Origin of the sequence: Helicobacter sp. WB40, from assembly GCF_027859275.1 — a bacterium.
Lineage (GTDB): Bacteria > Campylobacterota > Campylobacteria > Campylobacterales > Helicobacteraceae > Helicobacter_D > Helicobacter_D ibis.
The window spans coordinates 142,716-165,572 of sequence record NZ_JAQHXS010000003.1 but is presented as its reverse complement, the minus strand read 5'-3'; the positions used below and the strand labels follow the sequence as shown (position 1 = coordinate 165,572).

The window sequence follows — 22,857 nt, the reverse complement described above, 5'->3', positions numbered from 1 at the left end:
TCCATTGTATTTAATCCAACCTTTTAAAAGTATAAAAACTTAATAAATTTCTATTGTTTTTACCACTTTATCAATTATCCAATTTGGTGTTGAAGCACCAGCAGTAACACCACATAATATCTTGCCAACAAACCACTCTTTATCAAGCTCACTATAATCTTCAATTAAATAACAATCATCACAATATTCTTTTGAAATATTATAAAGTTGCTTGGTATTTGAAGAATCTTTACCTCCAACAATTATCATAATATCAACTTCTTTTGCTAATTTTCTAGCTGAATCTTGATTATCAAAAGTAGCATTACAAATGGTATTAAATATCCTGCATTCCGAACATTGCTTAATTAAAAAAATAGCAATTTGTGAAAATAGCTCCACATTTTTTGTGGTTTGTGATATTAGTGCTACCTTTTCTTGTAGCTTTATTTCTTTTAGAGATTCTATATCTTCAATTACTATTGGGGTTGTATGACAATAACTCATAACCCCCTTTACTTCAGGGTGAGTCTTATCTCCAAAAATTATTATTTGATATCCTTCTTTACTCATTTTTTCGCATATTTCTTGTGGCTTTGTTACAAATGGACATGTAGCATCAGTTATATTTTGTGTCTTTTGTTTTAGTTTTTCTAAGTCTTGCTTTGGGATTCCATGCGTCCTTATTATTACTTCTGCATTTTCTTTTATTTCTTCTATATTTTCATTAACAACTACATTGAAATTCTCTTTTAACCTATTTATCTCCTTTGAATTATGTATCAAAGGTCCTAAAGTAATTCCATTTTTTTTAGATTCTGCAAGTTTGATTGCTCTCCTAACTCCAAAACAAAACCCATAATTATTTGCCAATTTAACCTTCACACTCTATCCTTGTAATTTGCTTTAAAATTTCTACAAAATTCGGAAATGATACACTAATACAATCACTATCTTCTATATCAATGCCACATTTTAAGCCCAAAATAGCAAAGCTCATAGCAATCCTATGATCACCAAAACTATCTACTTTAGCATACCTTGGAATCCCACCTGTAATTACAAAACCATCTTCTAACTCTTCTACTTCAATGCCACATTTTTTAAGATTATTAACAATAGAACTTATTCTATCGCTCTCTTTTACTCTAAGTTCTTTTGCATTTCTTACACTACTTGTGCCATTAGCACATGATAGTGCAACTGCTAATGCTGGAATCTCATCAATAAGCCATGAAATATTATCCCTAATATCAACCGCACAAAGCTCACTTGGAGATATTATTTCAATATCACCTATGCTATCGTATATATTTGATGTTTCTTTGTAGTTTATAATCACACCCATTTTCTCTAGAGCCTTAAATGCTTCAATTCTAGTTTTGTTAAGCAAGACATTTTTTAAAATACATCTTGAATCTGGTATTATAGATACTGCGACTGCAAAGAAAAATGCACTAGAAGGATCGGAAGGAATTTCAATTTCAATTGGTTTTAACTTTTCTTTTAATGGATTTATTTTTATTGTGTTATTATCCATGTTTTCTATCTCTGCACCCATACCTACAAGCATCCTCTCTGTATGATCCCTGCTTAGCTCATATTCAGAATAAATACAAGAATCTTTTGCAAATAGTGCTGCTAATATCATTGCAGACTTTACTTGAGCACTTGAAATTTCACTGGTATAGTTAAAAGATTCTAAGTGCCCACCATGTATAACAATAGGTGCATAGTTATTATCCTCCCTGCCATATATGGTTGCTCCTATACTTTTAAGCGGTGAGATTATCCGCTTCATTGGTCGCTTATTTAAATATCGATCACCACTTAACACAAACATTCCCTTTTGAGAACTCAACAATCCCATATACAATCTAATTGCAGTCCCAGCATTACCGCAATCTAGCACATCACATGGCTCTTGTATTTTATCTGGCGGTGTTAGTATCAATCCTCCATCATATTCTGCAACATTTAAGCCCAACATTTGTGCAATTTGTAGAGTATGCAAAGTATCATCACCTTGCAAATAATTCCTAACAAAAGATGGTTTATTGCTAAGCAGAGAAAATATAGCCACTCTATGAGATATTGATTTATCAGAGGCTATATTATTGCATATGATGGAGAATTTTTCACATTTATGAATTTTTAGATTCATCTTAACTCTATGTTGAAAGTATTTTTTAAAGATTCCAAAATCCTATCAGTAATACTAACTATATCTTTATCTTCTAGTGTCTTATCCATTGATTGAAGCTCAAACCTGATAGTCAAGCTATTGTTTTCTCCAAGTTTTTCATCATTATATACATCAAGCGGATAAAATTTTAAAATCTCTTGTATATTTAGAGATACAATAGAATCCCTAATCTTAAAATAAGGCACTTCCTTGCTTATAACCACACTTAAATCTCTAGTTGTTTTTTGAAACTTAGAATAATTCTTCACGCTTGGAATTTTAGATTCAAGTTTGGAAATTTCTATTTCACACAAATATGTAGTATCTAACCCAAGTGCATTAGCCACTTTTGGGTGTAGTGTTGAGATAACTCCTACTTCTTTGCCATCTTGAATCACCTTTGCACATTGTCCAGGGTGAAAGAGTGAAATACTGCTGCTACATTCTACAAGCTCAAATTCTCCTATAACATTTGAGATTCTATTAGCAAAAGTAAAGAAATCCCCCTTATAACCTTTTGTTATAGGAAAGTGTTCCTTATTTACAAACCCGCTTTGCACAAAGCTAAGCAAAATCTTTTCTTCTCTATCTTTTGTATATGCACTGCCAAGCTCAAATAACGATATACCAGTAAATCCATTATTTTTATTTAAAAGCACAGAATCCAAAAGTCCGCATAAAAGAGTAGAACGCAATGTGTTTAAATCATTTGTGATAGGATTCGTTAAATCAAGCTCTTCTTTTAATGTCTCAAAACCATAACTCTCCAATTTTTCTTTATTGAAAAACACAAAATGTATCGTTTCATTAAACCCAGAATAAATAGCAGCCTTGGCAAGATTCCTACGAAATTTATATATATGCGACCAATCTGTACTTTGATTGTTCTGCACTATTAAGCAAGGCTTACTAATTACATTATCTATGCCTATAAATCGTATTATCTCTTCACTAATGTCTGCTAAATTATTTATATCATGCCTAAAAAGAGGTGCTTTAACAAGCAAGAATGTATCATCAGATGATATTTCTACTTCAAATTCTAAAGCTTTTAATATATTTATAATTTCGGTTTTTTCGACTTCTTTGCCTATTATTTTGCCCACTAGATTTATATCAATTGCGATACTTTCATTTTCCGTATAAGTTATGATTTCTTGCGTATCTTTATATATTACACAATTTTGATCACTACAATCGCAAATTATCATATCACATAGAATATCTAAACCAAGCAATAAGTTTGGATTGCTACCCCTTGAAGTTCTCTGAAAAATATGTGCATCTAAATCTTTTGGTTTATTATCACATACATTAGATGCCACAATATAAGGTGGTATATAGCTTGCCTCAACAATTATAAACTCATTTCCAAGACTATCATTATTGCAACTTATATAATTATTAACCCCAATGGTAGAAAGCTTTAAATCATTAAAATACACACTATCAAAACCTTTTTCATCTTTTTTGACATGCAATGTAATTTTTTCTTGATTTACATCTCCAAGATGACAAAATTTTTGAGGATATGCATTCATAATGACACCACTATACAAAGTAGTGAAATTTAGAGCATTTTTTAAATAATTAGAACACAAAGATTCATTATAAGCTAAAAATAGAGAATTCTTTAGATTTGTAGGGCGTAATTCCGCTTCAAATGCCCTATACAAAACAGAACTATCTATCTTTTCATCAGATACTACTTGCAATACTCTACCAATGCCGGGCGAACTATCAGGTATGTTGATCTTTTGTATTTTTTTCATCTCCACACCAAAGGCTGCAGATAAATCCCTAGCAATACCAAGCAAATTCATGCAGTCTCCACGATTTGGAGTGATTGATATTTCATATACCTCATCGCAAAAAATTGGATATTCACTTAATTCTTTACCAATTACCAACTCTCCAATGCTTGAATCTAACTCAACTATTCCATCGTACAAACCAGGAAAGCCAAGTTCACTAGTCGAACAAAGCATTCCGCAACTATCTACACCTCTTAATTTTGCTTTCTTTATAGTAATGCTAGGTAGCACTGCCCCTTCTAGTGCTACTGCTACATAAATCCCTTCTCGTGCATTTTTTGCACCACATACAATTTGTCTTATCTCATAATCATCACCATTAGTAGAAATAGCAACTTGGCATATATTTAGCTTTGTTGCATCTGGGTGTTTTTGGCATTCTAATATCTTACCTACAACAACTTTGCTTGGTGCAGAAACTCTCTTAAAACTTTCTACTTCTAAACCTATGTTATTTAGGATTCTGCAAAGTTCTTCGCCACTATTTTCTAGGAACAAAACTTCATTTAAAATACTTCTAGTAAAAATCATCTAAATTGCTCCAATACCTTTAAATTACTCTCAAAAAACGCCCTTAAATCAGGCACACCATAATAAAGCATAGCAAATCTCTCAACACCTAAACCAAAGGCATATCCGCTTACATTTTCATATCTCACAGCATTAAATACATTAACATCGACACTACCACAACCTAACACTTCTAACCAACCAGTATGAGAACACACCCTACAACCACTACCACCGCAGAAAATACAACTCATATCAACCTCTGCACTAGGTTCTGTAAATGGAAAAAAGCTAGAACGGAATCTAACTTTAACATCTCCAAACATAAATTTCAAAAAGTCCTCTAGTATAAACTTCAAATTCGCAAAACTAATGCTATCTTTACCATTTTCTACCACTAATCCTTCAACTTGGTGAAACATAGGAGTATGAGTAATATCATAATCACATCTAAACACACTGCCCGGTGCTATCATTCTAATTGGTGGCTTTTGTTGTTGCATTGTGCGGATTTGCACAGGAGAAGTATGTGTTCTAAGTAGCTTTCCATCATTGAAGTAAAATGTATCTTGCATATCTCTTGCAGGGTGATATTTAGGGAGATTTAGTGCTTCAAAGTTGTGAAAATCATCTTCAACCAAAGGACCCATATTAAGCGAAAAATTCATGCTTAAAAAATACTCCACAATTCTATCAAGCATAAGCATTACTGGGTGATTTGCACCTTTAGTATTTGCTGTATTAAACAAAGAGACATCTATTTTTTCTGCTTTTAGCCTAGATTCTAGTTCTTTTAATTCCAAAACTTCTTTTTGTATTGCTAAATTTTTCTCTACCTCTTGCTTTAGAGTGTTTAATTCTTGTGCTAGCGTCTTTTTTTCTTCTGCATTGCAAGTTTTTAACTCTGCAAACCTAGCAGTTAAAATTCCCTTCTTGCCAAGAAGTGCGATACGAATCTCTTCTAGCTCTGCAAGTGTATTTGTCTGCTGTATCTTCTTTATTTGCTCTTTCAAAATATATCCCTAATATTTAGAATCTTTTTTAGGATTGTAATAAAAAAAATATTTACTTTACTTAATAAATAAGTGTAAAATGCAAAAATATTAAAATTTAAGGATTTGAAATGACTGTTTTTGAAAAGATAATAAATGGTGACTTACCATGTAACAAAGTCCATGAAGATAGTAATTTTCTAGCATTTCACGATATTTCTCCAAAAGCACCAATACATGTCTTAGTCATACCAAAAAAATTCGCAAAAGACTTCCAAGAAGTAGATAGCAATACAATGTCTCTTGCAACACCTTTCATACAAGAAGTAGCAAAAATATTAGGACTTGATAAAACAGGATATAGAATAATAAGCAACATAGGTTTAGATGGTGGGCAAGAAATACCATATTTACATTTTCATATACTAGGTGGTGCAAAACTAAAATGGGATAGTCTAGCACCAAATATCTCTGAAAAAGAAAGATTAGAAGAAGCAAAAAGAAGCATGTAAGCTTCTTTAGCTAAAAATCACCCCATCAATTCCATGCCTTGCTATATGCTCTATTTCATTTTCATTTTGTATCTTTAATAACACCTTGCAATCAAACAAATAAGATTCAGCTAATTTTTGCAACTCAATAGCAAACTCCAAAGAATCACATATTAAAAACTTAGCCCCCAAATTAACCAATAATAAAGATTCTAAAATGGTTGATACTTCACTTGAATAAGGGACATTATTTTCACTACAAAATTTTGCAATTTCAAGATTCCTTACAATCAAAAAATCACTTGGAATCGTGCTTGATATATCATTTGTAGAATCAATATAGATTATTTTTATAGGTGAAATTAAACTATGATTTAAAATTATCATAAAGCCTCTTTATTTTAAATTCGCACATTCTTTAGAGCAATAATATTCGCCATCTTTGATTATAGATTCGCTTGATGAGACAAATGTCCCACATCTCTTGCATTCAAAGCACATCTCTTCTATATTTTTTTTATTTTCTTTTGTTTTTGTGAAAATTTTATTTGTGCTACTTTTTCTAATAAAAAAATAATACACACCAACAATTAATAAAATAACTACAAGCCACTGCATTCTGCACCTTTAATTGCAATATAATTTAATAACCCATTATTAAAAATTTCGTATTTTAGCTTAATTTTAGATAGCTCATCTTGCACACTAGAACCTTTAAAAAGCAATAATAAAGAATCTCTATTTAACAAATGAATACATTTATTTAATAGTTCTTTAACCTCAAATGTCGCCCTTGAAGTTATCAAATCAGGCTCTTTATTGGTTTGTGCAACAATCTCACTTAATGAAAGTTCTTCAACTTTTTTCCTAAAAATATAAAAATTATCCAACTCCAACTCTGCTTTTAGATTCTGCAAAAATGCAGCCTTTTTTACATTTGGTTCGCACAAAATAGTAGTTATATTAAGAGAGATTCCAAGTGGGACTGCTGGGAATCCATTACCACTTCCTATATCCAAAATGCATGTTTTATCTTTTATCTTTAAAGAATCTAGCGTTAGTGGATATAGAGAATATTGAATATTTTTTTCAATCCTTTCTTTGCTGTTTGCGCCGCTTAAACTATGGATTTTATTCCATTTTTGAAGTATTTGTATATATTTTTCCATATTCATAGCACAAGCATTCCATCACCATAAGAATAGAATCTATATTTATTGTCTATTGCTTCTTTATAGATTCTTTTTAGCTCACTAAGTCCTACAAAACTAGAGACAAGCATAAGCAAAGTTGTCTTAGGTAGGTGAAAATTTGTAAGAATAGCATTTGTCTTTATTGGTTTATTTTTTGGATTCAAAAATAAATCACACTCTCCACTTGTAATACCATCTCTAAAATAAGATTCAACAACCCTAGTAGCTGTCGTCCCTATTGTTGTTATATGCTTTGAATCTTTTAAAATATCTATAGTCTTTTGTGGGATAAAGAATCTTTCTTTATGCATTTTATGCTCTAAAATATTCTCACTACAAACACCAAGATAAGTCCCAGCCCCGACATGAAGCGTAACAAAAGCATGTTTGAAAATATTTTGCAATGTTGCAAAAGATTCTTTACTAAAATGCAATGAAGCAGTAGGAGCTGCAATAGCACCAAGATTTCTAGCAAATATCGAGTTATATTCGACTTCTTTATTATTGGAATCTGACTTAATATAAGGCGGAAGTGGCACTACGCCACAATATTCTAAAAACTCTAAAAACTCACCTTCATTCATACAAGATAAAAAATTATAATCCCTACTAAAAGAAGCTTCTTTAAATCCTCCTCCACAATCTTTTAGAATCTTTGCAAACACTCCATTATCAAACTTGACAATACTACCAACTTTAAGCCTACCTCTAAATTGCAATAAAAATACGCTCTCACCAATAGCCCTATGGAACAAAGCTTCAATTTTTGCACCATTTGCAGAATCTTTATGTATTTTATTTCCATAGATTCGAGCTTTTATCACCTTTGTATCATTAAATATCAAAGTAGAATCTTTAGGCACAAAATCAATAAATGACGCAAAAGTAGTATGTGTAATTGACTTATCTTTTCTATTGTAAACAAGCAATTTAGCATTTTCCTTTGGCTCTATTGGGCTATGCGCTATTAACTCTTGTGGTAAGTTATAATCATAGCTTGATAGCAATAAATCATTCATCTTCTAATTCTTCTTTTTCCTCTTTGTAAGGATTGACAACTTTAGCAATAAAAATAGATAATCCATATAATAAAGCAAGAGGTATTGCCATTAAAAATTGAGACAGAACATCAGGTGGCGTAAGAATCGCTGCTAAGACAAAAATAAACACAATTGCATATTTAAAATATTCTCTTAGCGTTTTATCAGTAACAAGCCCTATTTTTGCTAAGAAAAATGTAATAACAGGCAATTCAAATGAGATACCAAATCCTACCATTAGCTTTGCAAAAAAACTAACATAATCCCCAATACTAGGCAAAGCAGTAAAAAGTTGACTACCAAAATTTATTAAATACGAAAACCCTATTGGAAAAGCCACATAATAAGCAAATGCACAACCACTTACAAAAAAGAATGTCCCAAATATAACAAATGGAACTACAAATCTCTTCTCATTATCGTATAATCCCGGTGCTACAAAGCTCCAAAGTTGCCAAAAAATCACAGGTAAAGAGACTATAAACCCACCAAAAAATGCTACTTTAATAGCTGTAAAAAATGCCTCTCCAACTTGAGTAAAAATCACACTCTCTTGCCCCTTTGGCAATGCTGCACTAAGTGGGGCTACCATCCAATTTAAAATAATTTCCCAAAAGTAAAAACAAACACAACAAGCAACAAGCAATGCTATTGTTATATTAATTAGGCATTTTCGCAAATCATGTATATGTGGCTTTAAATCCTCAAGCATTCCCTATCTCCGATTTTTCATTTTTCTCATTGTTTTTAAAAGTTAGTGTTGTTTTATTTGAATCTGGTTTTACTGCTATGCTATTATCTTTTGCACTATGTGTGTGTTGCGTTTTTACCGGAACTTCCTCTCTTATATCATCTAATTCTAAACTATCAAAAGAAATATCCTTTGTAATGTTATTTTTTACATCACTTAAACCTTGTGTTATGCTATTTTTATAAGCTAGGGCTTCCTCTTTTATCTTACTTAAATTCACTTCTCTATCTAAGCTATCTTTTGCTTCGTCCATTGTTTTTTTTGCTGCTTTTATAAATTTTGCAACATCTACTAAAGCTTTTGGTAGCTTTTCTGGACCTAAAAATATAATAGCAATAACAGCCACCATTAAAATCTCAAAAAATCCCATTCCAAACACGATAATATGCCTTTTTGCATTGTTGAAAATTAAAATTTAGTGATTTTATCTAATTTTGGAATAAATTGTGCTTTTTAAGCCTTAAAATTAATAAACAAGGAAGTTATATGAATAACACATGCAAGATTATACTATCAACAATCATAGCTATTAGCCTTAGTGGATGTATATCACCAAAGACAGATGCATTTTTGCTTGGTGCTGGTCTTGGTGCTGGTGCTACATATTATTTTTTAAATAACGGCAAAATAGATGGTATAAGCAAAAATGGAATAAACAAAAAGCCAAGAGGGCAAGTATATGACACCTCTATACCTGCTGAACTAGAATGGCACTATTTAGAAGAAGATCTATTTGAACAAGCCTCCAAAATAGAAAGAGGAATTGGGTATTAACCTAAAAAATCATCTAAAATACTAGAATGCAATACGGCATTAAATTCTAGTATTTCATAACTTGCAATTTTTGCTAGATTGTATGGATCTTTGCTAACAAATTCCAAAGCATCATCTTTACTTTGGAATTTACCTATTATAATCCCACCAACTTTTGGTTTTCTAGGACCACTTGCCAATAAAATTCCTCTTTCATAATGCTTCTTTAGATATTCTCTATGAGTTGGTAGAATCTCATTTATTTCATCTAAACTACTAGTATATGTAATTAAAATCACAAATAAATTCATGCTAGTCCTTTACTTAAGAAGCTTTTATAAAACCAAAAGATTCCAACAATTCCAACAATTCCAACAATATAACCTAAAAGTAATGAATTAAAATACCCAGCTACGCCAAAGCTGATCACAGAAACAAAGGCAGTAGTAGTAGCATATGGCAATTGTGTTATAAAATGACTTTGCACAGAACAGCCAGCACCAGTTGCAGAGAGTATAGTAGTATCTGATATTGGTGATGCATGATCTCCATATACAGCACCAGCTAATACAGCAGATATACTAAGAGTGATATTTACATCGTTTTGTATAGCAATTGCAGCTCCAATAGGAAGCATAATAGCAAATGTCCCCCAGCTAGTCCCTGTGCATAATGCAATAAACCCAGAAATCAAAAACAAAATAACTGGCACTATTAACTCTATTGATAATTGACTTGTTGCTAGATAATCTTTACTAATATTTGCCAAATAAACTCCAGTTTGCAAATCATTTTTAATAACAGGTCCTATACTCCATGCAAGAATCAATATTAAAATCGCAGGAAGCATTGAGATAAATCCATCTTTTACAATATGAAAATAGTCTTTTAATTCTATATTTTTATAAGATACAAAAATTGATATAACCAATGCACATAATCCACCAAAAAACAAAGAAAAACCAGTCTCTGCACTTGATAGCATGTCAATAGGATTTAGGCTATTTGTAGCTTTATATCCAGTAAAAAATATAAAAAATCCAACAAACACAATAAGAGAAAAAATAGGGATAATAAGCATCCATATATTCCCACATCTATCGCTATACTTTAGCTCATCTGCAGAATCGATTCCTACATTTTGATTATTCCTCATAACAGATAAATTAATCTGCCAATATATTGTTAAAAACACAGCTAATAAAGCAAACCAAGCATAATAATTCCCCCAAATACTAGAAACCAAAACACTAAAACCGGATTCTCCTTCAATAAGACCGCTTGTGATACCTAAAATATAAGCACCCCAACTAGAAATTGGCATTAAAATACAAATAGGTGCAGAAGTTGAATCTATAATATAAGCTAACCTCTCTCTTGTCGAGTGATTTGCGTCATTTAGGGGTCTTGCTATTTGTCCAACCGTTAATGCATTAAAATAATCATCTATAAAAATAACAATCCCAGCAATAAAGGCTAAAAACTCCGAACCCTTTGGGCTATTAACCCTCTCTCTAGCCCATATCACAAAGGCTTTCATACCACCAGAGCTTTGCATAATTTGTGTCAAAATACCAAGCAAAACCAAAAACAAAAACACATACAAAGACGAAACTGAAACTTCACCATCACTATAAAACACTGATGAAATGGAACTATAAACATACTCTAAAGATTCAAAAAATGAATCTTTTAGCATAAATCCAGCCAACACAATACCGACAAATAACGATAAAACAACTTGTCTTGTAATTAATACCAATAAAATAACCACTAAAGGCACAACCAAACTTAAAGCAGAATCAACATACATTATAAACCTTTTATAACATTAGTAATTAAGTTTGAAATTATACAATAAAGCAAAATCAACCATTCTCTTCCCAAGAATTACGCAATTTATGCAAATTTTCTTTAATATCTCCATTCCAAATATAACTAATAGATGCTATCATGGAAGCTTTCTTTAACATTCCTGCATTATTTGCACAAATACCACCTATAGCACATGTGCTAATGCCTTCTATCTTATTAAAAATATCCAAATTTATTTGTTGTACATTTTGCTTTGTTTGAGATTTAAAACATGCACCAAATGCCACATAATTAGCCCCTATGCTTTTTGCTTGTAAAGCTAAGTTTATATCTCCATAGCATGATACACCCAAGATTCCATGAAACCTATCTCTAATGCACTTTAGCTCATCTAAAGAATATAATTCTCCATTATCTTTAGTCCCCACATGTAATCCATTACTTTTCATCTTAATTGCCAACTCAACTCTATCATTTATAATAAAATTCACACCAAAACTAGCACAAATATCGCCAAGCTCTACACACCACGATTCTAAAGATAAATCATCACTACTCTTATCTCTAAGCTGAAAGCACACAATATCATCGCAAGCACTTAATAATTGCTCTTTAATTATTGCATATGGGGTTAGTTTCTCATCGCTAATAGCATATATTCCATGTAGGTTTTTCACAATATTCCTTTATGTTAAAATACCTAAATGATAACATTAGAAGTTTTAATAGTAGGCATAGTTCAAGGCGTTGGCTTTAGACCATTTGTATATAAAAGTGCTATAAATAATAATATAAATGGGTTTGTAAAAAATACCAACAAAGGCGTATATATACTAGCACAAGGCAGTAAAGAAAATATAGAATCTTTTTTAGATTCTTTTAATAACCCACCACAAGCTGCACAAATAGAGAGTATAAACACCAAAACTATAATGTCTCATACACTCTATACAAACTTCCAAATAGAAAAAAGCGATAACAAAGATACAAAAACAGCGGATATTGCACCTGATATTGCAATGTGCGATGATTGCAAAGAAGAATTATTTGACAAACAAAACAAAAGATATTTATATCCATTTACGAGTTGCACAAATTGTGGTGGCAGATATAGCATAATAAAAGAACTCCCATATGATAGAGATAATACTGCTATGGATATATTTGCTATGTGCGATGATTGCAAAGAAGAATACAATGATATAAACAACAGAAGATTCCACTCTCAAATTAATTGTTGTAAAAAATGTGGTCCAAGGCTTATTTTTACGGAAATTTTTGATTATAACAATTTAGATTCAAGCCTAAATATAGAAAGTATAAATCCACTCCAAAATGCTATAAATGCAATAAATAATGGACATATAATAGCCCTAAAAGGACTTGGTGGATACACTCTAGTATGTGATGCAACAAACAATAAAGCAATAAAGAATCTAAGAGCAAGAAAAAAAAGACCAACAAAACCATTTGCCATTATGTGTAAAGACATAAGCATAGCAAAACTTCTAGCAAAAATAAGCAAACAAGAAGAAGAGTTATTGCTATCTCCACAAGCACCAATAGTATTGTGTGATATAAATAAATCACATAATATACCACTACATCTAATAGCACCAAACTTAAATAAACTAGGTATCATACTTCCCTACACGCCAATACATCATTTATTATGTAGTCAGATTCAAGTTCCACTAATCTTTACAAGTGCTAATATAAGTGGAGAGCCTATTATCAAAGATTTCAAAAATATTTATAAAAAATTACAACATGTATGCGACTATGCCCTAACATATAATAGAGATATAATAAATCCAATTGATGATAGCCTAGTTAGAGCAATCAACAATCAAATGCAGATTCTAAGGAGAGCTAGAGGGTTTAATAACACAATAAACACACTAAATAAAGAACAAAACTTCATAGCACTAGGAGCAGAACAAAAAAATACATTTTGCATAAATATCAACAATAAAACAATGCTAAGCCCACATTTAGGTGATCTATACAACATAGAATCACTAAATAACGCCAAAGAGACAATAAGACTATTTACAAAGCAATATAATGCAAATATAAATGAATTTATAGCCGACATGCACCCTTTGTATTCAAATAAAAAGTTAGTAACAGAAAACTCTAACTTACACACCATACAACATCACTTCGCACATTTACTATCAAATATCGCAGAAAACAAAATAAATAAAAAAACGCTAGGAATCATATTTGATGGCACAGGATATGGACTAGATGGCAATATATGGGGTGGAGAATTCTTATTATATGACCCCAAACAACCTCTAAAATTTAGAAGAATTGCCTTTTTTGAAAACTTCTATTTATTAGGTGGAGAAAAAGCCATTAAAGACATTAGAAGATTGGGGCTTGAAGGATTGTTTTTAGCATTTGGAAATCAAGTATTTCAGATTCAACATAAACTTATCGATAGCCTAAAAGATGAGTTTGGAGAGAATGCAATAGATATTTTCTACAAACAACACAAAAGTGGCAAAATGCCACGATGCAACTCCATTGGAAGACTTTTTGATATGGTAGCTATATTGTGTAATGCAGTAGACAAACAAAGCTATGAAGGTGAATGCGGAATGATACTAGAAAGTTTGGCAGAAACTTCAAATATTACGCATGGTTATAGCTTTAAAATAAATAATCAAACAATCTCAATAAAAGAAATATTACTAGAAATAATAAAAGACATACACAACAAAGAATCTATAAACGATATAGCAAAAAAATTCCATATCACACTTGTAAATATCATTAATGAAATTTCAAAGTTATATGCAAATGAGTATGAATGTATAGCTATTAGCGGTGGTTGTTTTCAAAATAAACTACTAACAAATCTAATACAGCAAACAAACAAAAATATCTATATAAACAAAAAAATACCATGCAACGATGGCGGTATTAGCGTAGGTCAAGCATATTATATGAATTTAAAGAATAAAATGAATCTTTAGAGGAAATTGCCCTCTAAAGATTAATGTGCATCATGCCAAACTTTGCGTTTCCACAAGTATGCAATCACACCCATAACAAGCATAAATAAAACCATCTTCCAACCAAGAGATTCTCTTTCTGCCTTTTTACTATCACCAACTTCTTCCATATATTTTACAACTTGAATCTCTGCACTCTCTGTCAAACCTACACGCGGCATAGCAGTTCCTGCAAGTCGTTTTTGAGGATCATTAATGAATGTATGCAAATAATCCATATTTCTACTTCTAATCATCATGGATAAATCAGGCACCTTAGCACCTAAATAAGTTTTTAAGCCACCATTTGCTTGCCACTTATCATATCTAACATCATGACATCTACCACAAGAATCAATAAACACTTCTTTGTTAGTCATACTAGCAGGTGCTATACTTACCAAATAAGCCACAATATCTGCTATTTCTTGATCGCTCATCCAATCATACGCAGGCATAGGGTGATTACCATCAAACTTGTGAGTTTGCTTTGTTGCTACTGCTATATTTTTAATAGCATTTGCAAGAAAATTAGCCTCATAAATAAAACCAGCCGAAGATAAATCAGGCGGAACAACACCATAAGCACTTAAAGCGTCTTCTGGTGCAAATGGTGATTCCAAACCTTCCTTATTAATTGAATGACATGCTATACAATTAGCAACCACCAATTCTTTACCATTACCAATATTTCCCTTTGCTGTATCTATAGGTTGCAAATCAGCAAATGTATAATCTGCTGGTTCAACTTTTGGATTCATTTGACTATGAGCAAATGGCTCAACACCCCAATAGATAACTCCCGTAACAAATACAACTACTATTAATGCTACAAATTCTTTCATGCTACTCCCCTATTGACCATTCTTTTTTGCTTCTAACTTAGTAATTACAGGAAGTGCAACAAGCAATAAGAATAAAAATAAAATTGAAGCCACAAATCCAATATACGCATTAACACCAGTTGGTGGTAATTTACCCCATATAGTTAAAACAATCATATCGGCAATCAAAACCCAATACCAAACCATAAATGCTGGTCTCTTGTGTGCAGGTGCAACTACATTGCTTCTATCTAACCAAGGCAATAGAACAAAAATAACATTTGCTATACCAAATGCTATTAGACCCAAATCTGCACTAAAGAAGAATCCTCTTAATACTTCATAGCTCCACAAGAAATACCATTCAGGATAAATATGCGGTGGTGTTTTTAAGTGATCTGCTGGATCAAAGTTAATAGGATCTAGTGCAAAACTATAGTGATAACATGTTAAATAAAACAAAATAGCCAAAAAGAAACTAGCTACAAAGAAGTCTTTTGATAAGAACATAGGCCAAAAAGGAATAACTTTAGATTCTTTTTTATTACCTGCTTTGAATTTTTCTGCTTCTTTTTCAAAGTCTATCTCTTCACCATATGCGTTATTAACATGAGGAATTCTTAATGTATAAAAGTGCATAACTATAACTGCAATAATAATTACAGGTAACAGCACAACATGCAACATAAAAAACCTAGTCAAAGTAGCATCAGAGACTATAAAGTTACCTCTAATCCATATAACCAAATCAGGTCCTATAACTGGAATAGCACTAAATAAGTTTGTAATAACAGCTGCCGCCCAATAGCTCATCTGACCCCAAGGAAGCATATATCCACTAAATGCCTCTGCAGAGAAAAGAACAAATAACAGCATACCTGTTATCCATATCATCTCCCTACCCTTCTTATATGAACCATAATAAATGCCAACAAACATATGGATATAAATAATTAAAAAACAAACAGAAGCACTAACTGCGTGTAAATGTCTCCATAACCACCCATATTCTACCTCTTGCATAATTGTGTAATTTACACTATCAAAAGCAAGTTTTGTATCTGGCTTATAATACATAAGCAAGAACAAACCAGATACAACTAGCAATGTAAATAAAACAACCAATACAACGCCCATAGCCCAAAGAAAATTAATATTCTTTGGTATCCAATATTCAGTCATTAAAACCTTCATTAGAGGTCTTATAGCTATTCTTTGATCAAGCCAATCAACAATTCCATCTGCTTTTCGTATTTCTGCCATCTATAACCCCCTATGCTTTATTAACCAACTTTAAATACTCAGGACCCTCTTCTCCTAGAACTAACTTTTGACCATCTATCTTAAATGGCGGTATAGTCATTGGTGTTGGCGGGGGACCGAAGGTATTTTTACCACATGCATCAAACTTTCCACCATGACAAGCACAATGAAATTCAGTTGTGTCAGCACTATATGAAGGAATACAGCCTAAGTGGGTGCAAATTTGAATCCCAACACTATAATCAGCATTTCCAACCACTACATCTCTATCTTCACACTTTTTCATTTCTGCAGTTTTTTTAATAATATACACAGGGTTACCTCTGTATTCAACCTGTCTATACTCCCCATCTTGCATACTACTCAAATCAACCGTAGTAAAACCAGCCGAAACAACGCTAGGTAATGGATCCCAAGAAGATTTCATAGCAACAAGAGAGGCGCCAACTCCAACTGCTGCTACACCTCCTAAAGTCATACCAAGGAAATCTCTACGACTAACTTCTTTCTCTCCCATGACTACCTCCTTAAATTTTATATTATACGAGCTCTATAATTGCCATCTCAGCGGCGTCGCCAACCCTAAGCCTAGTTTTTATAATCTTCGTATAACCACCATTTCTACTTGCATATCTAGGTGCTATTTCTGTAACCATTTTCTTTACAGCAACCTTATCTTGCAAGTGAGAAAATATTATTCTATGTGCCATACTATCGCCTTTTCTAGCTCTAGTAATTAATTTTTCAAAATAAGATTGCAATTCTTTTGCTTTTGGCAAAGTAGTTTCAATCTTCTCTCTTTCAATTAGAGCAATTGATAAGTTCTTCAGCAAAGCTTTTCTGTGAGAAGATGTTCTACCAAGCTTTCTGTATCCATGTCTATGTCTCATGTTTATCCTTTATTAATTTGAAAATTTTTTCTTAAGGAATGCAAGTAAATCTTTAGAAATTTCTTTATCAACAGGATAGCCCAACTCTTCTAGCTTGGCTGTAATTTCATCTAATGATTTCTTACCTAAATTCTTTATGTTTTTAATCTGTTCTTCATCTAACAAGACTAACTCACCTAAATATTTAATACCAGAACGATCTAAACAATTAAAACATCTAGCACTGAAATTTAAACTTTCAATAGTTTGCAACATAATTTTACTTTCTGGTATTTCATCATTACTAGAAGCAATGCTAGGAATCTCTATGCTTAGTTCAGTATTAAATATAGACATTTGTTTATGCATAACATTTAATGCATTTTTAAAAGCAGTTAATGGGTCAATTTGACCATCTGTTTGTATGTTAAAAATGACTTTCTCATAATTTGGATCATCTTCTAAGAGTATATTTTCTGTAACATAAGTAACATTTGTAACAGGTGTAAAATAAGCATCAAGTGGCATAAAGCCTTCTGCTACATCATGTCTTATCTCTTCGCTAGGAACATAACCTATACCTTTTCTAATTATAATAGAAAAGTTAAGAGAAGCATCATCGTTTATTGTAGCTAGATGCATATCTGGCGTAACGATTTCAACCAAATCATTCGACAAATCAGCACCACTGATAGCTTTAGGTCCTTTAAAACTATAATCAACGCTAACAAATTCACTATCGTCTTTAATTTTGAATCTTATCGATTTCAAATTTACAATAAAATGAGATACATCTTCCACCATTCCTCGCACAGAATCAAACTCATGTGAAACACCATCTATGTGAAGTGCAATAGGTGCAAAACCAACAGAACTACCCAACAAAAGACGCCTTAAAGGATGAGCCAATGTAATTGCATATCCAGCTTCAAATGGATATGCAGATATCTGTATACTATTGTTTCCTGTTTCTTCAACCTTAATGCTTGTTGGAGTATGAGGTGAAGTTTTAATACTTTTCATAACCACTACCTTATAAACTATTATTTAGAGTATAACTCAACAATGAGCCTCTCTTCAATAGGTATAACAACCTCTTCTCTTTCTGGCAATCTAGTAAAAATACCAAACACACCATTTTGATCAACATCAACCCATGGAACTATACCTGTTTGTTTTGTTAGCTCTATTGCTCTTTGGATTTGTGGATTCTTTTTAGTTTTTTCAAATACTTCAATTTTTTGTCCAACATTAATTCTTGCTGATGGTATATCTAATCTCTTGCCATCAACCAATATATGTCCATGCACAACTAATTGTCTAGCAAATCTTCTAGTAGTAGCAAATCCCATTCTATACACTACATTATCCAATCTTCTCTCAATTAGTTTGATTAGATTTTCACCAGTATTACCCTCAAGCCTATTAGCCTCAACAAATATCGCACGGAATTGCTTTTCAGAAATACCATACATCATTCTTGCTTTTTGCTTTTCTCTAAGCTGAATCCCATATTCTGAAATTTTTCCTCTTCTTTGACCATGTTGTCCGGGACCATAAGGACGCTTATCTAAAGCACTTTTACCAGCTAATCTTCTTTCACCTTTTAAAGCTAGATTTACACCAAATCTTCTTTCAATTTTTTCAACAGGACCTCTATATCTTGCCATTTTTTCTCCTTACACTCTTCTTCTTTTTGGAGCACGACAACCATTATGAGGTAATGGTGTTACATCTTTAAACCACAACACTTTAATACCCTCGATACTTCCAATACTCTTAACAGCTGTCTCTCTACCACTACCTGGACCTTGTATTTTAACTCCAAGCTCTTTTATACCATGCTCTTTTGCTTTAGATACTGCATCTTCGACTGCTTGTTGAGCTGCATATGGAGTAGATTTTTTACTACCTTTAAAGCCTAACGCACCAGCTGTGCTCCAGCAAATAACATTTCCCATTTCATCTGTAATTGTTACGCATGTGTTGTTAAAAGCGGCAGAAATATGAATGATGCCTCTAGCTATATTCTTTTTAACAATTCTTTTTTTATTAGTTTGTCTTTTTGCCATATAAACCCCTTATTTTGATGCACTACCAACAGTTTTTCTCTTACCTTTTCGTGTTCTAGCATTATTTTTAGTAGTTTGACCACGAACAGGTAATCCTTTTCTGTGTCTTAATCCACGATAGTTACCTAAATCCATAAGAGATTTAATATCCATTGTAACTTTTTTGCGTAAATCACCCTCTACGATATGGTGTGTTTGAATTTCTTTTGCAATTACAGAAACTTCATCTTCACCAAGGTCTTGAACCCTTTTATCACAAGAAATATTTACAGCTTTTAATATATCTCTTGAAGTCTTTAATCCTATACCATAAATATAGGTCAAAGCATATTCTATTCTTTTCTTTTTGGGTAAATCAACACCAGCAATTCTCGCCATTATCTTTCCTTTTTATCCTTGTCTTTGTTTATGTTTTGGATTCTCGCATATAACTCGAATCACGCCTTTTCTCTTGATAACCTTACATTTATCACACATTTTTTTAACGGAAGGTCTAACTTTCATACTTACTCCTAATGTGTTATTGAATCGCTAAAAATAGCTTTCTAAAACTAGACATTGAGTTTATAGTCCTCCAAAGGCTCATTCATCACCCAAACGACTATGAAAATTTAAAATAAAAAACCAAATATTATATTTAAAATCTTATTAAAAATTACTTATATCTAAAGGTAATTCTACCTTTATCCAAGCTATAAGGAGTTAGCTCTATTTTTACCTTATCACCTTGTAGAATCTTTATATAATGCATTCGCATTCTACCTGCTATATGACATAAAATAATATGCCCATTTTCTAATTCCACCCTAAATGTGGCATTAGGCAACGCTTCTTTTACAATACCATCAACTTCTATTACATCATCTTTAGCCAAATTTATTCCTTTGATAAAATTTCTGCTTTGCCATTAATCACTGCTATGGTATGTTCATAATGACTACCTCTTAAACCATCTTTAGAAACAACACTCCACTCATCATCTAGCACAACTGGTTCACTTTGTTTCTGGCATATCATAGGCTCTATACAAAATACCATGCCATTTTTTATTTTATCTCCCTGTTTTGCCTTAGTTCCTTCAAGATAGTTTGGAATCTCTGGTGCTTCATGTGGCTTCCTACCTATCCCGTGTCCGCAAAAACCAAACAAAGGCACATATCCATAATCCAAAATAAAATGCTCAATTAATTCACTTAGCTCTTTAAAGTGCATACCCGGCTTAATTTGGCTAATTGCAAAATATAGTGCATCTTTAGCACAAGCAATAAGCTTTGAATCTTCTTGTGAAATATTTCCTACCCCACAAGTAATAGCTGCATCGCCAAACCAACCATCTAGCTCAACACCTATGTCAAGTCCAACTATATCACCATCTCTAAGCTCATAATCATTTGGAATCCCATGAATAATCACTTCATTAACCGATGTGCAAACAGAACCACTAAAGCCGTATAATCCCTTAAAAGCTGGTCTTCCACCACATTTTCTAATAAAATCTTCACCAATAAAATCTATTTCTTTTAAAGTAAGTCCCGGAGTGAGTTGAGCTTTTATGTGATTTAGTGTTTTAGCAACTATTTTACTAGCTTTTCTTATGGATTCTATTTCATTAGGTTTGCGTATTGCAATTGCCATACTACAAACCTACTGCACTTAAAGTTTTGTATTTATTCATATACATTTGAGCCTCTATTTTACGCATTGTATCAACTGCTACTTGAACAACAATCAAAACTGCAGTCCCTCCAAAATAGAAAGGCACACCAGAAGCTTTAACCAATATCCAAGGTAAAGTAGCTATAAGCCCCAAATATATAGCACCCCATAATGTTAATTTGTTCGCAACATCTGTTAAGAAATTCATTGTGCCTTCACCCGGTCGAATCCCCGGTATGAATCCACCTTGTTTCTTTAGATTTTCGGAAATATCTTTTGGATTAAATGCAATTGAAGCATAAAAATAAGCAAAAAACATAACAAACAAAAACATCAAAACATTATATGAGTAACTATTTGGATTCAAGTAATCAGCTATCTTTAAGACTATGTCATTGGTTGAAGATTGTAAAATTGTGCTAGGAAACATCAATACAGCAGAAGCAAAAATAGGAGGTATAACTCCGCTAAGATTCATCTTAATTGGAATGTAATTCATAATTCGTTTATCTTGATTTTGCATAACTACTTTTCTTGAATATGATACTGGTATTCTTCTTTCTCCAAGCTCTACATAAATGATACATAGTACCGTTACCAAAATTATTGCAAATATAAACAAAAGCACAACCCAACTAATTTGATTTGTATTTACTAGATTAAATGTTCCAAAAATAGCACTAGGAAGACCAGATATAATACCACCAAATACAACTAAGCTTATACCATTACCAATGCCTCTTTGCGTAATTTGTTCTCCAATCCACATAAGCAACATTGTTCCACACAACATAGATATAGCAGAAATAGCAATAAATAGATTCATATCTATAATTATCGCACCATTAGCACCACCACCAATACTTCTCAATCCTATAGATACACCAACTGCCTGTATTAGAGTTATAACAATAGTAACATATCTTATTATTTGAGTATATTTTTGCATTCCATCTCGTTCTTTTTTCATATTTCCGAGATTTGGAAATGTAGCTGCTAATAATTCCATTATAATAGAAGCTGTAATGTATGGCATAATACCTAATGATATCACACTAAGTCTCTCAACAGCATTACCGCTAAACATATTAAATAAGCCAAGTGCATTTGAAGCATTGCTATCAAAAAATGATTTTATAACAGCAGTATCAACACCGGGAACTGGCACATAAGCCAAAACCCTATAAGCCAATAAAAAGCCAAGTGTAATCAAGATTTTATTAACAATAGTTTTATCCATTATTTTTGTCCGCTTGTACTAATTCTCTCATCTTTAATTTTAGAAGCAAGATTTTTAGCATTAGCTCCTATTAACTTTATCTTGTTTGTATAAGTAGGGAATTTATGTATTGTTCTTATACTTTCAAATGTTATTTCATTCAAAGAATCTATACCCTTTATTGTTTCAACATTAATAACATAAGGTTTTACAACCCTGCTTTTAAAACCAACTTTAGGCAATCTTCTTTGCAATGGTTGCTGACCACCTTCAAAACCTCTTTTTTGTTTTGAACCAGTTCTAGCAGTTTGTCCCTTGCCACCTCTTGTAGAGGTTTTTCCCATACCGCTACCTTGACCTCTACCAACTCTTTTAATTTTCTTTACACTACCTTTTGCAGGAGCCAAATTCTCTAAACCCATAAAA

General features: G+C 32.2%; 29 protein-coding genes. 3 read left to right on the top strand and 26 right to left on the bottom strand.

Annotated elements, in window-relative coordinates; all coding sequences use genetic code 11:
- Positions 1 to 39: 39 nt before the first annotated feature.
- The 4 genes from PF022_RS03425 to pheS are packed head-to-tail and all read right to left on the bottom strand — an operon-like array spanning position 40 to position 5,501.
- Entirely contained in the window at positions 40 to 864 is an 825-nt protein-coding gene (locus tag PF022_RS03425; RefSeq protein ID WP_271020534.1) for a 4-hydroxy-3-methylbut-2-enyl diphosphate reductase, read from the bottom strand.
- Entirely contained in the window at positions 854 to 2,143 is a 1,290-nt protein-coding gene (aroA, locus tag PF022_RS03420) for a 3-phosphoshikimate 1-carboxyvinyltransferase (RefSeq protein WP_271022784.1), read from the bottom strand. The genes PF022_RS03425 and aroA overlap by 11 nt, the downstream gene beginning before the upstream one ends.
- Positions 2,140 to 4,509: a phenylalanine--tRNA ligase subunit beta gene (gene pheT / locus PF022_RS03415; protein ID WP_271022782.1), complete on the bottom strand. Its 2,370-nt coding sequence runs from the start codon at positions 4,507 to 4,509 to the stop codon at positions 2,140 to 2,142. Before pheT ends, aroA begins: the two co-directional genes overlap by 4 nt.
- On the bottom strand, positions 4,506 to 5,501 hold the full coding sequence (gene pheS / locus PF022_RS03410) for a phenylalanine--tRNA ligase subunit alpha (protein ID WP_271022780.1): 996 nt from the start codon (positions 5,499 to 5,501) through the stop codon (positions 4,506 to 4,508). The genes pheT and pheS overlap by 4 nt, the downstream gene beginning before the upstream one ends.
- A gap of 110 nt (positions 5,502 to 5,611) precedes the next feature.
- Here pheS and PF022_RS03405 point away from each other — a divergent pair, with 110 nt between their 5' ends.
- The gene (locus PF022_RS03405; RefSeq protein WP_271020530.1) at positions 5,612 to 5,992 is read left to right on the top strand and encodes a histidine triad nucleotide-binding protein; all 381 of its coding nucleotides are present in this window, start codon (positions 5,612 to 5,614) and stop codon (positions 5,990 to 5,992) included.
- 6 nt (positions 5,993 to 5,998) lie between these two features.
- Here the strand turns inward: PF022_RS03405 and PF022_RS03400 are convergent, their stop codons facing one another.
- From PF022_RS03400 to tatB, 6 genes are read right to left on the bottom strand one after another with little or no spacing between them, the layout of a single operon-like run.
- A complete protein-coding gene (locus PF022_RS03400; RefSeq protein ID WP_271020529.1) occupies positions 5,999 to 6,358 on the bottom strand; it encodes a hypothetical protein in 360 nt (119 codons plus the stop codon).
- Positions 6,359 to 6,367: 9 nt separating this feature from the next.
- On the bottom strand, positions 6,368 to 6,589 hold the full coding sequence (locus PF022_RS03395; RefSeq protein ID WP_271020528.1) for a PP0621 family protein: 222 nt from the start codon (positions 6,587 to 6,589) through the stop codon (positions 6,368 to 6,370).
- A complete protein-coding gene (rsmG, locus tag PF022_RS03390) occupies positions 6,574 to 7,146 on the bottom strand; it encodes a 16S rRNA (guanine(527)-N(7))-methyltransferase RsmG (RefSeq protein ID WP_271020527.1) in 573 nt (190 codons plus the stop codon). The genes PF022_RS03395 and rsmG overlap by 16 nt, the downstream gene beginning before the upstream one ends.
- The gene (gene queA / locus PF022_RS03385) at positions 7,143 to 8,183 is read right to left on the bottom strand and encodes a tRNA preQ1(34) S-adenosylmethionine ribosyltransferase-isomerase QueA (RefSeq protein ID WP_271022779.1); all 1,041 of its coding nucleotides are present in this window, start codon (positions 8,181 to 8,183) and stop codon (positions 7,143 to 7,145) included. Before queA ends, rsmG begins: the two co-directional genes overlap by 4 nt.
- Entirely contained in the window at positions 8,176 to 8,916 is a 741-nt protein-coding gene (gene tatC / locus PF022_RS03380) for a twin-arginine translocase subunit TatC (protein WP_271022776.1), read from the bottom strand. The genes queA and tatC overlap by 8 nt, the downstream gene beginning before the upstream one ends.
- Positions 8,909 to 9,325 (bottom strand): Sec-independent protein translocase protein TatB, encoded by a 417-nt coding sequence (gene tatB / locus PF022_RS03375; protein ID WP_407081398.1) that lies wholly within the window; start codon positions 9,323 to 9,325, stop codon positions 8,909 to 8,911. Before tatB ends, tatC begins: the two co-directional genes overlap by 8 nt.
- Before the next feature lie 116 nt (positions 9,326 to 9,441).
- Between tatB and PF022_RS03370 the strand changes: the two genes are divergently transcribed.
- A complete protein-coding gene (locus PF022_RS03370) occupies positions 9,442 to 9,729 on the top strand; it encodes a hypothetical protein (protein WP_271020523.1) in 288 nt (95 codons plus the stop codon).
- On the opposite strand, the gene PF022_RS03365 is transcribed toward PF022_RS03370, so the two are convergent.
- The 3 genes from PF022_RS03365 to PF022_RS03355 are packed head-to-tail and all read right to left on the bottom strand — an operon-like array spanning position 9,726 to position 12,200.
- A complete protein-coding gene (locus PF022_RS03365) occupies positions 9,726 to 10,019 on the bottom strand; it encodes a YciI family protein (RefSeq protein ID WP_271020522.1) in 294 nt (97 codons plus the stop codon). The genes PF022_RS03370 and PF022_RS03365 overlap by 4 nt on opposite strands.
- Positions 10,016 to 11,521, bottom strand: coding sequence for a Na+/H+ antiporter NhaC family protein (locus PF022_RS03360; protein ID WP_271020521.1), 1,506 nt, complete (start codon positions 11,519 to 11,521; stop codon positions 10,016 to 10,018). Before PF022_RS03360 ends, PF022_RS03365 begins: the two co-directional genes overlap by 4 nt.
- 55 nt (positions 11,522 to 11,576) lie before the next feature.
- Positions 11,577 to 12,200, bottom strand: a complete 624-nt coding sequence (locus tag PF022_RS03355; RefSeq protein WP_271020520.1) for a thiamine phosphate synthase — start codon at positions 12,198 to 12,200, stop codon at positions 11,577 to 11,579.
- 27 nt (positions 12,201 to 12,227) lie between these two features.
- On the opposite strand from PF022_RS03355, the gene hypF reads away from it, so the two are divergent.
- Complete coding sequence (gene hypF / locus PF022_RS03350; RefSeq protein ID WP_271022774.1) at positions 12,228 to 14,510, top strand: carbamoyltransferase HypF; 2,283 nt, start codon at positions 12,228 to 12,230, stop codon at positions 14,508 to 14,510.
- Between the two features lie 20 nt (positions 14,511 to 14,530).
- Here the strand turns inward: hypF and PF022_RS03345 are convergent, their stop codons facing one another.
- The 13 genes from PF022_RS03345 to rplO form a co-directional block, all read right to left on the bottom strand.
- Positions 14,531 to 15,373 carry a c-type cytochrome gene (locus tag PF022_RS03345; protein WP_271022772.1) on the bottom strand — a complete coding sequence of 281 codons (843 nt, stop codon included), beginning with the start codon at positions 15,371 to 15,373 and terminating at the stop codon, positions 14,531 to 14,533.
- Between the two features lie 9 nt (positions 15,374 to 15,382).
- Positions 15,383 to 16,615, bottom strand: a complete 1,233-nt coding sequence (locus PF022_RS03340) for a cytochrome b (protein ID WP_271020517.1) — start codon at positions 16,613 to 16,615, stop codon at positions 15,383 to 15,385.
- 10 nt (positions 16,616 to 16,625) lie between these two features.
- Positions 16,626 to 17,132: a ubiquinol-cytochrome c reductase iron-sulfur subunit gene (gene petA, locus PF022_RS03335; RefSeq protein WP_271020516.1), complete on the bottom strand. Its 507-nt coding sequence runs from the start codon at positions 17,130 to 17,132 to the stop codon at positions 16,626 to 16,628.
- Between the two features lie 22 nt (positions 17,133 to 17,154).
- Entirely contained in the window at positions 17,155 to 17,505 is a 351-nt protein-coding gene (gene rplQ, locus PF022_RS03330) for a 50S ribosomal protein L17 (RefSeq protein WP_271020515.1), read from the bottom strand.
- A 12-nt stretch (positions 17,506 to 17,517) separates the two neighbouring features.
- Positions 17,518 to 18,507 (bottom strand): DNA-directed RNA polymerase subunit alpha, encoded by a 990-nt coding sequence (locus tag PF022_RS03325; protein WP_271020514.1) that lies wholly within the window; start codon positions 18,505 to 18,507, stop codon positions 17,518 to 17,520.
- Between the two features lie 20 nt (positions 18,508 to 18,527).
- Complete coding sequence (gene rpsD, locus PF022_RS03320; RefSeq protein WP_271020513.1) at positions 18,528 to 19,154, bottom strand: 30S ribosomal protein S4; 627 nt, start codon at positions 19,152 to 19,154, stop codon at positions 18,528 to 18,530.
- A 9-nt stretch (positions 19,155 to 19,163) separates the two neighbouring features.
- Complete coding sequence (rpsK, locus tag PF022_RS03315) at positions 19,164 to 19,556, bottom strand: 30S ribosomal protein S11 (protein WP_271020512.1); 393 nt, start codon at positions 19,554 to 19,556, stop codon at positions 19,164 to 19,166.
- 9 nt (positions 19,557 to 19,565) lie between these two features.
- On the bottom strand, positions 19,566 to 19,934 hold the full coding sequence (gene rpsM, locus PF022_RS03310; RefSeq protein WP_271020511.1) for a 30S ribosomal protein S13: 369 nt from the start codon (positions 19,932 to 19,934) through the stop codon (positions 19,566 to 19,568).
- Between the two features lie 12 nt (positions 19,935 to 19,946).
- On the bottom strand, positions 19,947 to 20,060 hold the full coding sequence (gene rpmJ / locus PF022_RS03305; RefSeq protein ID WP_005022299.1) for a 50S ribosomal protein L36: 114 nt from the start codon (positions 20,058 to 20,060) through the stop codon (positions 19,947 to 19,949).
- A 151-nt stretch (positions 20,061 to 20,211) separates the two neighbouring features.
- Positions 20,212 to 20,430, bottom strand: coding sequence for a translation initiation factor IF-1 (infA, locus tag PF022_RS03300; RefSeq protein WP_006801843.1), 219 nt, complete (start codon positions 20,428 to 20,430; stop codon positions 20,212 to 20,214).
- Between the two features lie 2 nt (positions 20,431 to 20,432).
- The gene (gene map, locus PF022_RS03295; RefSeq protein ID WP_271022771.1) at positions 20,433 to 21,191 is read right to left on the bottom strand and encodes a type I methionyl aminopeptidase; all 759 of its coding nucleotides are present in this window, start codon (positions 21,189 to 21,191) and stop codon (positions 20,433 to 20,435) included.
- Between the two features lies 1 nt (position 21,192).
- Positions 21,193 to 22,452 (bottom strand): preprotein translocase subunit SecY, encoded by a 1,260-nt coding sequence (secY, locus tag PF022_RS03290; RefSeq protein ID WP_271022769.1) that lies wholly within the window; start codon positions 22,450 to 22,452, stop codon positions 21,193 to 21,195.
- Positions 22,452 to 22,853: a 50S ribosomal protein L15 gene (gene rplO, locus PF022_RS03285; RefSeq protein ID WP_271022768.1), complete on the bottom strand. Its 402-nt coding sequence runs from the start codon at positions 22,851 to 22,853 to the stop codon at positions 22,452 to 22,454. The genes secY and rplO overlap by 1 nt, the downstream gene beginning before the upstream one ends.
- Between the last annotated feature and the right edge of the window lie 4 nt (positions 22,854 to 22,857).